Source organism: Sphingopyxis sp. YR583, from assembly GCF_900108295.1.
In the GTDB taxonomy this organism is placed as follows: domain Bacteria; phylum Pseudomonadota; class Alphaproteobacteria; order Sphingomonadales; family Sphingomonadaceae; genus Sphingopyxis.
In genome coordinates this window covers 192515-204424 of sequence record NZ_FNWK01000001.1, presented here as the reverse complement: position 1 = coordinate 204424, position 11910 = coordinate 192515, and the positions used below count along the sequence as shown (strand labels likewise).

Annotated in this window: 13 protein-coding genes; 12 read left to right on the top strand and 1 reads right to left on the bottom strand. The window is 65.2% G+C overall.

The genetic code is table 11. From position 1 onward, the window contains the following. The first annotated feature begins 94 nt into the window (after window positions 1-94). The 3 genes from BLW56_RS00955 (at window position 95) to BLW56_RS00945 (ending at window position 3130) form a co-directional block, all read left to right on the top strand. The gene (locus BLW56_RS00955; protein ID WP_093508815.1) at window positions 95-784 is read left to right on the top strand and encodes a carbonic anhydrase; all 690 of its coding nucleotides are present in this window, start codon (window positions 95-97) and stop codon (window positions 782-784) included. Further along, entirely contained in the window at window positions 781-2292 is a 1512-nt protein-coding gene (locus tag BLW56_RS00950) for a SulP family inorganic anion transporter (protein ID WP_256203245.1), read from the top strand. The genes BLW56_RS00955 and BLW56_RS00950 overlap by 4 nt, the downstream gene beginning before the upstream one ends. A 148-nt stretch (window positions 2293-2440) precedes the next feature. Then, complete coding sequence (locus BLW56_RS00945; RefSeq protein ID WP_093508814.1) at window positions 2441-3130, top strand: Crp/Fnr family transcriptional regulator; 690 nt, start codon at window positions 2441-2443, stop codon at window positions 3128-3130. 9 nt (window positions 3131-3139) lie between these two features. On the opposite strand, the gene BLW56_RS00940 is transcribed toward BLW56_RS00945, so the two are convergent. Further along, the gene (locus BLW56_RS00940) at window positions 3140-3811 is read right to left on the bottom strand and encodes an OmpW/AlkL family protein (protein ID WP_093508813.1); all 672 of its coding nucleotides are present in this window, start codon (window positions 3809-3811) and stop codon (window positions 3140-3142) included. Window positions 3812-3979: 168 nt separating this feature from the next. Here BLW56_RS00940 and ccoN point away from each other — a divergent pair, with 168 nt between their 5' ends. From ccoN to BLW56_RS00895, 9 genes are read left to right on the top strand one after another with little or no spacing between them, the layout of a single operon-like run. After that, entirely contained in the window at window positions 3980-5638 is a 1659-nt protein-coding gene (gene ccoN / locus BLW56_RS00935) for a cytochrome-c oxidase, cbb3-type subunit I (RefSeq protein WP_093510714.1), read from the top strand. Window positions 5639-5650: 12 nt separating this feature from the next. Then, window positions 5651-6415 carry a cytochrome-c oxidase, cbb3-type subunit II gene (gene ccoO, locus BLW56_RS00930; protein WP_093508812.1) on the top strand — a complete coding sequence of 255 codons (765 nt, stop codon included), beginning with the start codon at window positions 5651-5653 and terminating at the stop codon, window positions 6413-6415. Further along, window positions 6412-6570, top strand: a complete 159-nt coding sequence (locus BLW56_RS00925; protein WP_093508811.1) for a cbb3-type cytochrome c oxidase subunit 3 — start codon at window positions 6412-6414, stop codon at window positions 6568-6570. The genes ccoO and BLW56_RS00925 overlap by 4 nt, the downstream gene beginning before the upstream one ends. Continuing rightward, window positions 6563-7489 carry a cytochrome-c oxidase, cbb3-type subunit III gene (gene ccoP, locus BLW56_RS00920; RefSeq protein WP_093508810.1) on the top strand — a complete coding sequence of 309 codons (927 nt, stop codon included), beginning with the start codon at window positions 6563-6565 and terminating at the stop codon, window positions 7487-7489. Before BLW56_RS00925 ends, ccoP begins: the two co-directional genes overlap by 8 nt. Next, the gene (gene ccoG / locus BLW56_RS00915) at window positions 7476-8933 is read left to right on the top strand and encodes a cytochrome c oxidase accessory protein CcoG (RefSeq protein ID WP_093508809.1); all 1458 of its coding nucleotides are present in this window, start codon (window positions 7476-7478) and stop codon (window positions 8931-8933) included. The genes ccoP and ccoG overlap by 14 nt, the downstream gene beginning before the upstream one ends. After that, window positions 8930-9400, top strand: a complete 471-nt coding sequence (locus BLW56_RS00910; RefSeq protein ID WP_093508808.1) for a FixH family protein — start codon at window positions 8930-8932, stop codon at window positions 9398-9400. Before ccoG ends, BLW56_RS00910 begins: the two co-directional genes overlap by 4 nt. Then, window positions 9397-11511: a heavy metal translocating P-type ATPase gene (locus BLW56_RS00905; protein ID WP_093508807.1), complete on the top strand. Its 2115-nt coding sequence runs from the start codon at window positions 9397-9399 to the stop codon at window positions 11509-11511. Before BLW56_RS00910 ends, BLW56_RS00905 begins: the two co-directional genes overlap by 4 nt. After that, window positions 11508-11660 carry a cbb3-type cytochrome oxidase assembly protein CcoS gene (gene ccoS / locus BLW56_RS00900; protein WP_093508806.1) on the top strand — a complete coding sequence of 51 codons (153 nt, stop codon included), beginning with the start codon at window positions 11508-11510 and terminating at the stop codon, window positions 11658-11660. The genes BLW56_RS00905 and ccoS overlap by 4 nt, the downstream gene beginning before the upstream one ends. Further along, window positions 11657-11887: a hypothetical protein gene (locus tag BLW56_RS00895; protein WP_093508805.1), complete on the top strand. Its 231-nt coding sequence runs from the start codon at window positions 11657-11659 to the stop codon at window positions 11885-11887. The genes ccoS and BLW56_RS00895 overlap by 4 nt, the downstream gene beginning before the upstream one ends. The last annotated feature ends 23 nt before the right edge of the window (window positions 11888-11910 follow it).

Here is an 11910-nt window from a genome sequence, read left to right as displayed (position 1 = left end):
TTGCTTACATAAGTGCTGCATCGCAGCAAAATTCGGACCCTAACTCCTGCTTCGCGCCGCCTCTCCCTTCGGCGCCAAGCAAGGAGTCCCCTCGGTGAACGAGCTGATCGGTCGCGTCTTTTCATTCGAAAAGCAAACTTTCCCCAATCAAAGCAGCCTCTATGGACGTCTCGCCAGCGACGGACAAAGTCCGAAGGCGCTGATGATATCCTGCGCGGACTCGCGCATCGTCCCCGAACATATCATGCAGGCGGAGCCGGGCGATCTGTTCGTATGCCGCAACGCCGGCAACATCGTTCCGCCCTTTGCGACGCAAAATGGCGGCGTCTCTTCGACCGTGGAATATGCGGTCGCGGCACTTGGTGTTCGAGACATCATCGTGTGCGGTCATTCGGACTGCGGCGCGATGAAGGCGCTGGCCGTCAACCAGGATCTGAGCGGCATGCCGAATGTGGCGGCATGGCTGCGTCATTCGCATGCCGCGCACAAGGTCGTGACCGACGGTTATCCGGTCATGGACGACGTTCAGCGAATCCGTGCGGTTTCGCTTGAAAATGTGGTTATCCAGCTTGCCCATCTGCGCACGCATCCCGCAGTCGCTGCGGGCCTCGCGCGCGGAGAAATCGCACTCCACGGCTGGTTCGTCGATATTCATGCGGGCTGCATCCTCGGCCTCGACGGTGCGACCGGACGCTTCATGCCTTTGCGTGAAGACGCTCCGCTGCCTGTCGCTTTGCCGCATGCATCGCGGCGCGCCGCGGATTTCGCGGAAGCAGCGGAATGACCATCGCGATGCCATCGCTCGGCAAGACTTTCTCGCGCGATTTCACCGCCTCGATCGTCGTCTTTCTGGTCGCGATGCCATTGTGCATGGGGATCGCGATCGCCTCGGGGGTGCCGCCCGAGAAAGGACTGATAACCGGTATTATTGGTGGCATCGTCGTCGGAGCGCTCGCCGGGTCGCCGCTGCAGGTCAGCGGGCCGGCGGCGGGTCTTGCCGTCATCGTATTCGAGATCGTTCGCGACCAGGGGCTTTCAGCCCTTGGTCCGATCCTCGTTCTGGCCGGGCTTATTCAGGTCGCGGCCGGCGTGTTCCGCCTTGGCGGCTGGTTTAGGGCTATTTCGCCTGCCGTCGTCCACGGCATGCTCGCGGGCATCGGCCTGTTGATCGTGCTCGGACAGTTCCATGTGCTTTTCGATGCGAAGCCGCTTCCGGGTGGGATCGAGAATCTCGTGGCAATGCCCGGCCGTATCCTCGGACTCACGCCCGGCGGCGGGGCGCTGGCTGCCTTTGCCGTGGGCATATTGACCATCGCGGCGATGCTGGGGTGGGAACGTTTGCGTCCGCAGAGCCTTCGCCTTGTGCCCGGCGCCCTCATCGGCGTGGTTGCGGCCACCTTGGTCGCCTACGGCTTCGGGCTCGACGTCATTCGCGTCGATGTTCCGCAATCGATCGTCGGTGCGGTTACTCTGCCCGACGGGGGTATGCTTCAGCGTTTTGCCGAGCCCGCCCTGATCGCGACGGCCATTGCGATCGCATTTATCGCGAGTGCCGAGACGTTGCTCTCGGCGGCGGCGGTCGACCGGATGCACGATGGGGTGCGCACCGACTATAACAAGGAATTGCGCGCGCAGGGCGTGGGCAATCTGCTTTGCGGCGTTGCCGGTGCCCTTCCGATGACCGGCGTGATCGTGCGCAGCTCGGCCAACGTGCAGGCCGGCGGTGCCACGCGGCTTTCGACCATCCTGCACGGCGTATGGATACTCGGGTTCGTCGCGCTATTGCCGTGGCTCCTGCGCGAAATCCCCATGGCCGCACTTGCGGGCGTGCTCGTCGTCACCGGCGTCAAGCTCGTCAGCTTCGATCATGTGAAGCATCTGTTCAACCGCTATGGCCCGCTTCCCGCGATGATCTGGGCGGGCACATTCCTGATGGTCGTTACGACCGATCTGCTGACCGGGGTGCTAGTGGGTCTCGCGCTGTCGATGCTCGAACTCGTGCCGCATCTCCGCAGGCTCCGCCTGCGCACCGATCAGCGGCAGGAGGGCGAGACGCGAGAGGTCGTGCTCGATGGCACAGCCACCTTCGTTGCGTTGCCCAAGCTGACGGCCATCCTCGATGACCTGCCGGCGGCGGGACGGTTGAGGCTGAATGTCGAACGGCTGAAGCACATCGATCACACCTGCGCCGAGATGCTCGAAGAGTGGATCAAGCGGCGGCGCAGCTCGGGTCTCGTTGTCGAGCTTCAGGGCGCGACGGGACGACTGGAAAGAATGGCCGTCGCCGCATGACAATTTCCTCGTCGGTGCGCTGCATCGCGGCGCGCCGGCGAGGAATCCTCTTGGAGGTCGCGCGCGGCTGGAGCAGGCGCTGCAAATGCCAGGAAGTCGGCTGCCTCGTCTGCTTTCCAAACCCGCCGCCTTCCTGTAGGGCGAGCGGGTGACCGATTGTGCGACCTGCGTTGTCCGAAACCGTGCGATTTGCGCGAGCCTGAACCCCGCGGAGCTTGCCGCGCTGGGCAAGATGGGGCGTCGGCAAAAGGTGCGCGCCGGCCAGACCCTGCTATGGGAAGGTGATGGCGCACCCGTCGTCGCCAATGTCCTCGAAGGCGTGCTCAAGCTCGTCGTGTCGACTGCCGACGGGCGCGAACAGATCGTCGGCGTTGTCTTCGCCTCGGATTTCATCGGCCGGCCGTTCGGCAAGGAAAGCCCGTACAGCGTCACCGCGATGACCGATGCCGAAGTCTGCATTTTCAACCGCAATAATTTCGACGAGTTTGCGAGCGCACACCCCGATCTCCAGCAGAAACTGCTCCGCCGCACGCTGGACGAACTCGACCGTGCGCGTCACTGGATGATGCTGCTCGGGCGTAAATCGGCGTCGGAGAAAGTCGCGTCCTTCCTGCTCGAAATGTCCGAACGCCTGACGGGGCAGGGATGCCAATCGGGCGCGCGCGACGGGTTCGAATTGCCGTTCGGACGCCAGCAGATTGCCGATATCCTCGGCCTGACGATCGAAACGACGAGCCGCCAGCTCACGAAAATGCGAGCCGACGGCGTCGTCGATTTGCCCTCGCGCCGCGAGATCGTGATCAACGACCGCGCGGCGATGGTGGATATGGCCGGATAGGGCTTTCGCTCAGAAGCGGAAGGAAGCCCCGGCGCTGATCACCCACGGATCGAGTTTGTGCCGCGTTTTCAGCACTTCGGTGCTGCCGGCATACCAGGTCGCGGTCGGGCGCAGGAAATAGCGCTTGGCGTCGATCGACAGCGCCAGCCCCTTGTCGTTCACCGGGATGTCGATGCCCGCCTGTAGCGCGGCGCCGAGCTTGTCGCCCATCTTCTGCCGTGTCGCTCCCAAAGAGCGCGTCGTTGCGCCGGGCTTTTCGTCGATGAAGATGAAATAGCTGGGCCCCGCGCCCACATAGGGCCGCACGCCGCCATCCTTGCCGAAATGATATTTGAGCGTCAGCGTCGCGGGCACGATCTTCGCGTTCGATACCAGCGTCGCACCGTTCAGCGCGCCGCGCCCGCCCACGTCATGCTGCGTCACCCCCGCGATCGTTTCGAGCGAGATATTGTCGGCGACGAAATATTCGATCGCGACCGTCGGCGTGACATTGTCGTCGGCCTTGCTCTGCGTGCCTGCGGGAAGGCCGATGAGGTCGGTCTTGACGTCGGTGATCTTGCCGTCGGGCGCGACATAAGTCGCGAACAGCTTGAACTGGACGTCGCCCGCCTTGGCGGACGCCTGCCCGGGCAGTGCGAGCGCGGCGGCGATTGCAACGAGCGGGAGAGCTTTGGTTTTCATGGGATCTACCTCCTGTTTGGGTGGCGCATCCCTGCGACGAGACCGCAGCGGGCGCATTGATGCGGCGCAACAAGTTCGTTGATCCCGATCAATGTTTCGCGGCGCGCCCGCGTCCATGGCGGTCCCGAACCGCGTAGCCGCACGGCCGCGCCAAGCAGGGACAGAGATATGGACGGTCTGGTAACAAAGGCGGGAGGCTGGCTGGGATTGACCCTGCTCGCGCTGGTGATGGCGGCGCTTGCGGTCGATGCGCCGTTCGCGGTGCACATGATCATCGTCGCGTTGGCGTGCCTCGCCATGCTGTGGGCGACCGTCACGCGCGCCGATTATGGCGCCCTGACGCGCGGCCTGCTGAAGATGCCCGCCGATCAGGGCGTCTATGACGATGATCCGATCCGCTGGGGCGTCATCGCGACCTTGTTCTGGGGCGTCGCGGGGATGGCGGCCGGCCTGTTCATTGCGCTCCAGCTCGCCTTTCCGGCGCTCAACCTCAATCTCGAATATACGACCTTCGGGCGCCTGCGGCCGCTGCACACCTCGGCGGTGATCTTTGCCTTTGGCGGCAATGCCCTGATCGCGACGAGCTATTATGTCGTCCAGCGCACTTGCCGCGCGCGGCTCGCCTTCCCGACGCTCGCGCGTTTCGTTTTCTGGGGATACCAGCTCTTCATCGTGCTCGCCGCGACCGGCTATCTGATGGGCGTCACCGCGGCCAAGGAATATGCCGAGCCCGAATGGTATGTCGATCTGTGGCTGACGATCGTCTGGGTCGCCTATCTGGTGGTCTTCGTCGGCACGATCGTGAAGCGCCGCGAACCGCATATCTATGTCGCGAACTGGTTTTACCTCAGCTTCATCGTCACCATCGCGATGCTCCACATCGTCAACAATCTGTCGATGCCCGCCAGCATCTTCGGGTCGAAGAGCTACGCCGCCTTTGCCGGGGTGCAGGATGCGCTGACGCAATGGTGGTACGGGCATAATGCGGTCGGCTTCTTCCTGACCGCGGGCTTCCTCGCGATGATGTATTATTTCGTGCCGAAGCAGGCCGAGCGGCCGGTGTACAGCTATCGCCTGTCGATCATCCACTTCTGGTCGCTGATCTTCCTCTACATCTGGGCGGGGCCGCACCACCTTCATTATACCGCGCTGCCCGACTGGGCGCAGACGCTGGGCATGGTCTTTTCGGTGATCCTGTGGATGCCGAGCTGGGGCGGCATGATCAACGGGCTGATGACGCTGAACGGCGCGTGGGACAAGATCCGCACCGACCCGATCATCCGCATGATGGTGATGGCGCTCGCCTTCTACGGCATGAGCACCTTCGAAGGCCCGATGATGTCGATCAAATGGGTCAACTCCATGTCGCATTACACCGACTGGACGATCGGCCATGTGCATTCGGGCGCGCTCGGCTGGAACGGCATGATCACCTTCGCCTGCGTCTATTATCTCGTGCCGCGCCTGTGGGGCCGCGAGCGGCTCTACAGCCTGCGCATGGTTAATTGGCACTTCTGGCTCGCGACCGTGGGGATCGTTTTCTACGCCGCTTCGATGTGGGTCGCGGGCATCATGCAGGGGCTGATGTGGCGCGAATATGGCGCCGACGGCTACCTCGTCTACAGCTTCGTCGAAAGCGTCGCGGCGATGCACCCGATGTACCTGATCCGCGCCGCGGGCGGGGCGATGTACCTCGCGGGCTTCCTGATCATGGTCTTCAACGTCTGGGCAACGCTCGGCGGCAGGGTCCGCACCGAAAAGCCGATGACCGAAACCCCGTACAACGCCGCGGCGGACCGTCCGCTCGCGCCCGTCCCCGCCGAATAAGGAGCCCGGATCATGGCCACCAAACCCGCCAAAAAGGGCTTCAGCCACAAGAAGATCGAGCGCAACGTGACCTTGCTCGGCGCGCTCGCGCTGCTCACGGTCACGATCGGCGGTATCGTCGAGATCGCGCCGCTCTTCTGGATCGACAACACGGTCGAGAAGGTCGAGGGGATGCGCCCCTATACCCCGCTCGAGCTCGCCGGGCGCAACATCTATATGCGCGAAGGCTGCTATACCTGCCACAGCCAGATGATCCGTCCGTTCCGCGACGAGGTCGAACGCTACGGCCACTACAGCCTCGCCGCCGAGAGCATGTACGACCATCCGTTCCAATGGGGGTCGAAGCGTACCGGACCCGATCTCGCGCGCGTCGGCGGCCGCTATTCGGATGAATGGCACAGGGCGCATCTGGTCGACCCGCGCAGCGTCGTGCCCGAATCGATCATGCCGCCCTATGCCTTCCTGGCAGACCGCGACCTCGAAACCGGCGACATGGCGAACGACCTGACCGCGCTCTATCGCGTCGGCGTTCCCTATACGAAGGTCGATATCGAAAAGGCGAACGAGGACATCAAGGCGCAGGCCGATCCCGACGCCGGCGCGGGCGACCTGCAGAAACGCTATCCAAAGGCGCAGGTCCGCGACTTCGACGGCGACCCCGCGCGGGTGACCGAGATGGATGCGCTGATCGCCTATCTCCAGATGCTCGGCACGCTCGTCGACGTCGACAAGGCTGCGCCGCAGGAACGCCCCGGCGAAACGGAGGCGGCGCGATGAGCTACGACGCGCTTCGCCATTTCGCCGACAGTTGGGGGCTGCTCGCCATGACCCTGCTGTTCCTCACCCTCATCGCCTGGCCGTTCCGGCCGAGCGCGCGCGCCCGCAACGACGAGGCCGCGAACATGATCTTCAAGGACGACGAGCATGGCTGACCTGAAACAGCGCATCGACGAAGCGACCGGCACGAGCACGGTCGGTCACGAGTGGGACGGGATCGAGGAATTCGACACCCCGATGCCGCGCTGGTGGCTCTGGACCTTCTACGCCACGATCGTCTGGGGGCTCGCCTATGTCGTCCTCTATCCGGCGTGGCCGATGGTCGACAGCGCGACCAAGGGCGTGCTCGGCTGGTCAAGCCGCGGCGACCTTGCAAAGGAAATGGCGGCCGACGCCAAGCGCCGTGCGCCGATGGTCAACGCGATCGCTGCGACCGCGATCGCCGATCTGCCGGCCAAGCCCGAACTGATGCAGGCGGCGGTGCAGGGCGGTGGCGCGGCGTTCCGCGTGCATTGTGTCCAGTGCCATGGTGCCGGAGCGGCAGGGGTGAAAAATCTCTATCCCAGCCTGACCGACGACGACTGGCTGTGGGGTGGCGATCTGGCGGCCATCGAATATACGGTGACGCAGGGCATCCGGAACCCCGATCACAAGGCAACGCGCACCAGCCTGATGCCCGCTTTCGGCCGCGAAGGCATTCTCGATGCGGCGCAGATCGGCGATGTCGTCAGCTTCGTCCGCACGCTCAGCCGTCAGGAAAAGCCGAGCGCGTCGTCGGCGCGTGGCGCGACGCTGTTTGCCGACAATTGTGCGGTCTGCCACGGCGCGGGCGGCGAAGGCGGGCGGCAGGTCGGCGCGCCGAAGCTGACCGACGCGATCTGGCTCTATGGCGGCGATCGCGACAGCCTGACCGCGACGATCAACCAGCCGCGCAACGGCGTGATGCCGCGCTGGGGAGGCCGGCTCGATCCGGTGACGATCAAGATGCTGTCGGCCTATGTCTATTCGCTGGGCGGCGGCGAAAAGGGGCTGGCGCCTGCCGCCGAGGGGACGGGAGCCGATGGCAAGCCCTGAAGACCTCTCCGGCCAGCCGGCTCCGCTCTATGAAGCGCGGAAGGGCGTTTACCCGAAGGCGGTGAACGGTCCCTTCCGCCGCTTCAAATGGGCGATCATGGCGGTGACGCTGGCGATCTATTACGGCACGCCGTGGATACGCTGGGACCGCGGCCCCTATGCGCCCGATCAGGCGGTGCTCGTCGACCTGGCGAACCGGCGCTTCTACATGTTCCAGATCGAAATCTGGCCGCACGAATTCTATTATGTCGCCGGTCTGCTCATCATGGCGGGGATCGGGCTGTTCCTCGTCACCAGCGCTGTGGGGCGCGCCTGGTGCGGCTATGCCTGTCCGCAGACGGTTTGGACCGACCTGTTCCAGCATGTCGACCGGCTGGTCGACGGCGATCGCAATGCGCAGGTCCGGCTGGCCAACGGTCCGTGGACATTCGAAAAGACCGTAAAGCGTGGCGCCAAATATCTGATCTATCTCGCTATCGCCTTCTGGACCGGCGGCGCGTGGATCATGTATTTTGCCGATGCGCCGACGCTCACGCTGGATTTCTGGACCGGGCAGGCGGCACCCGTCGCCTATGGCACCGTCGCCGTCCTCACCGCGACGACCTTCATCCTTGGCGGTTTCCTGCGCGAACAGGTGTGCGTCTATATGTGCCCCTGGCCGCGCATCCAGACCGCAATGATGGACGAAAAATCGCTGCTGGTAACCTATAAGGACTGGCGCGGCGAACCGCGCGGCAGCGTCAAGAAGGCACAGGCGCATCCCGACGCGTTCGGTGACTGCATCGACTGCAACCAATGCGTCGCGGTGTGCCCGACGGGGATCGACATCCGCGAAGGGCCGCAGATCGGCTGTATCACCTGCGCGCTGTGCATCGACGCCTGCGACGGCGTGATGAAACAGGTCGGGCGCCCACGCGGGCTGATCGACTATTGCACGCTCGACGATGCGGCGACCGAAAAGGCGGGGGGCATCGGACAGCCAGTTCGCAAGACGCTGACCCGTCCGCGCACGTTGATCTATTTCGGCGTCTGGACCGCGATCGGTGCGGCGATGCTCTTCTCACTCGGTCAGCGCACACGGCTCGACCTCGCCGTGCAGCACGAACGAAGCCCACTCTACGTCCAGCTTTCCGACGGGCAGATCCGCAACAATTACACGCTGAAGCTGCGCAACATGGAAACGCGGCCGCGGCGGGTTGCGGTGAGCGTGAGCGGTCTCGCCGGTGCGGCGTTGTGGACCGACGCCGGCTCGCGCGAAAATGCCGGGCAGCGCGTCGAACTGGCGCTGCCCGCCGACAGCGTCACGAGCATCAAACTCTTCATCGCGGCGCCCGGCACCGGCCCGGCGCGGCAGGATTTCACAATCAGCACGCGCGGGCTCGACGGCGATCCGCGCGGTGACAGCGACACCATCCAGTTCGACCGGCCGGAGACGGGACAATGACCGACACACGCAAACCGAAGACCTTCACCGGCTGGCACATGGCCGCGATTCTCGTCGCCTTTTTCGCGGTGGTGATGACGGTCAATTTCACCATGGCACGCTTCGCCATGTCGACTTTCGGCGGGAAGGTGGTCGAGAACAGCTATGTCGCGAGCCAGCGTTATAATGAATGGCTGAAACGCGCCGATGCGCAGGCGCGGCTGGGTTGGGACAAGAGCGTCACGCTCGATACGGATCGGCACGTCGTGCTGACGATCCGCAAGGACGGCCGCTTGCTGGACGGCATTCAGGCCTCCGCGACGATCAATCACCCCGTTGGGCGCACCGCGCCCGTCGCGCTCCGTTTCGAGCCGGCGACGGGCGGCGTGCTGCGCTCGGTCGAGCCGCTGGTGTTGGGGCGCTGGCGGCTCGACCTCATCGTCCGTCGCGGCGCCGACGAAGCCCGCTACCGCGAGGATATTCAATGAACGCCACCGCTCTCGTCGAACGCGACTTCGCGGTGCCCGACATCCGCTGCGCCGGCTGCATTGCAAAGCTCGAGCAGGGGCTGGTGCGTGACAGGCGCATCGCCGCCGCGCGCGTCAATTTCACCGAAAAGCGCGTGCATCTTTCCTGCACCCCCGACACCGACATGCCCGACCTGATCGGTGCGTTTTCGAACCTGGGGTTCGAAGCGCACCCGATCGGGACCGGACCCGACGAAGCCGATGCCGAAGCGGAAACCAGCCGCGAACTGCTGCGCGCTGTGGCGGTGTCGGGCTTCGCGATGATGAACATCATGCTGCTGTCGGTGTCGGTCTGGTCGGGTGCGACGGGCGCGACGCGCGACCTGTTCCACTGGCTGTCGGCGGCGATCGCGCTGCCGACTGTCGCTTATGCCGGACGCCCCTTTTTCCGCTCGGCGTGGCGGGCGCTCCGCTACGGTCGCACAAATATGGACGTGCCGATCAGCATCGGCGTCGCGCTCGTCTGCGCGATCAGCCTGTACGAGACGGCGACTAGCGGCCCGCACGCCTATTTCGACGGTGCGGCGATGCTGCTCTTTTTCCTGCTATGCGGCCGCTGGCTCGACAGCGTGATGCGCGATCGCGCGCGCGGCGGGGTGACGGCGCTGCTGCGCAACATGGGAACCGGCGCGATGGTGCTCGGCGACGATGGTCGCAGCCGCTGGGTCGATGCGACCGCGCTGGAACCCGAAATGGTGATGCTCGTCGCGGCGGGCGAGCGGCTGTCCGCCGACGGTGTGGTCATCGGCGGGACCAGCCAACTCGATCTGTCGCTGCTGACGGGCGAAAGCGCGCCGCAATCGGTCCGCCCCGACGACAGGGTCCACGCCGGCACCTTGAATCTCGACGCACCGATCCGCGTGCGCGTGTCGGCGGCGGGCGCCGACACCGCCATCGCCGACATCGCGCGCCTGATGGGCGAGGCGGCGCAAGGCAAGTCGCGCTATGTCCGCATCGCCGACCGCGCGGCGCGGCTCTATGCGCCGGCGGTGCACTGCCTTGCGCTGATGGCGTTTGCGGGGTGGATGGTCGCAGGCGTGGGTTGGCATCACAGCCTGCTGATCGCGGCGGCGGTGCTGATCATTACCTGCCCCTGCGCGCTCGGGCTGGCAGTTCCGGCGGCGCAGATCGTCGCGGCAGGCGAATTGATGCGCGCCGGCGTACTCATCAAGGACGGATCGGCGCTCGAACGGCTCGCCGAGGTCGATCGCGCGCTTGTCGACAAGACCGGCACGCTGACGCTTGGACGTCCCGAGGCAATCGGCCTCGAACGGTTCGACATCGGCGTGAAGTCGCTGATCCTCGCGCTGTCGCAGGCGAGCCGACACCCGCTCAGCGAAGCTTTGACGCGGGGATTGCAGACGTTCGACGTCCGGCCCGCCGAAATGACGTCGATCCGCGAAACGCCCGGTTTCGGTATCGAGGCGCTTTGGGGCGATCGCGTCGTGAAGCTCGGGCGGCCGCAGGATGTGGGTCTTGGCGACGCGCTCGCGACCGAGTTGTCGGTCGATGGAAGGGCGGTCGCGACGATCCGTTTTGCCGACCGGCTGCGGCCCGACGCCGCCGAGGCGATCGGTGCGCTGGCAGGGCAGGGCATCGAGGCGATGATCCTGTCGGGTGACCGCGCCGAGGCCGTCGCACCGGTAGCGCGCCAGCTCGGGCTGACCGCGCAGACGGGGATGAGCCCGCAGGACAAGCTGGAGGCGATCGAACGCCAGGTCGCGCTCGGCCGCAAGGTGCTGATGATCGGCGACGGCCTCAACGACGGACCGGCACTTGCCGCCGGTCATGCCTCGATGGCGCCGGGATCGGCGAGCGACGTCGGCAAGAACGCTGCCGACTGTATCTTCCTCGGCGACCGGATGATGCCGGTGGCGCAAACCGTGCGGATGGCGAGGCGGACGCAGGCGATCGTGCGGCAGAACTTTCTGCTCGCGATCGGCTATAATGTCATCGCGGTGCCGCTCGCATTCCTCGGCTTCGTGACGCCGCTCGTCGCCGCGATCGCGATGTCGGGTTCGTCACTGATCGTCGTCGGCAATGCCCTTCGTCTGAAAGGGGCGATCCGATGAACGGGCTGGTCTTCCTCATCCCGATTGCCCTCGGGCTCGGGCTGCTCGGGCTCGCCGCTTTCTTCTGGTCGCTCCGCAAGGGGCAGTTCGACGATCTCGACGGCGCGGCGCTCCGGATCTTCGTCGAGGATGAGGAGGAGGCGGCATGACGGCACGCCGCGCCTTTCTCGTTTTGGGCGCTGCGGCGCTCATGCAGCCGCCGGTCGCTGCCGATGCGCGAATCCTGTTCGTGCCGTCGTGCGGCGGCGTGGGCCATCGGATGATGGTGCCCGGCGATCCTGTCGATCCCGACCAGCGCCGCGACTGCGCCAAGGCGTGCCACGCCGTCACCGACCGGCGAGGAAAATCGGGCGGCGACAAAAAGGGATGTTGCTGACCGCCAATGTTGATCCCGGTCAA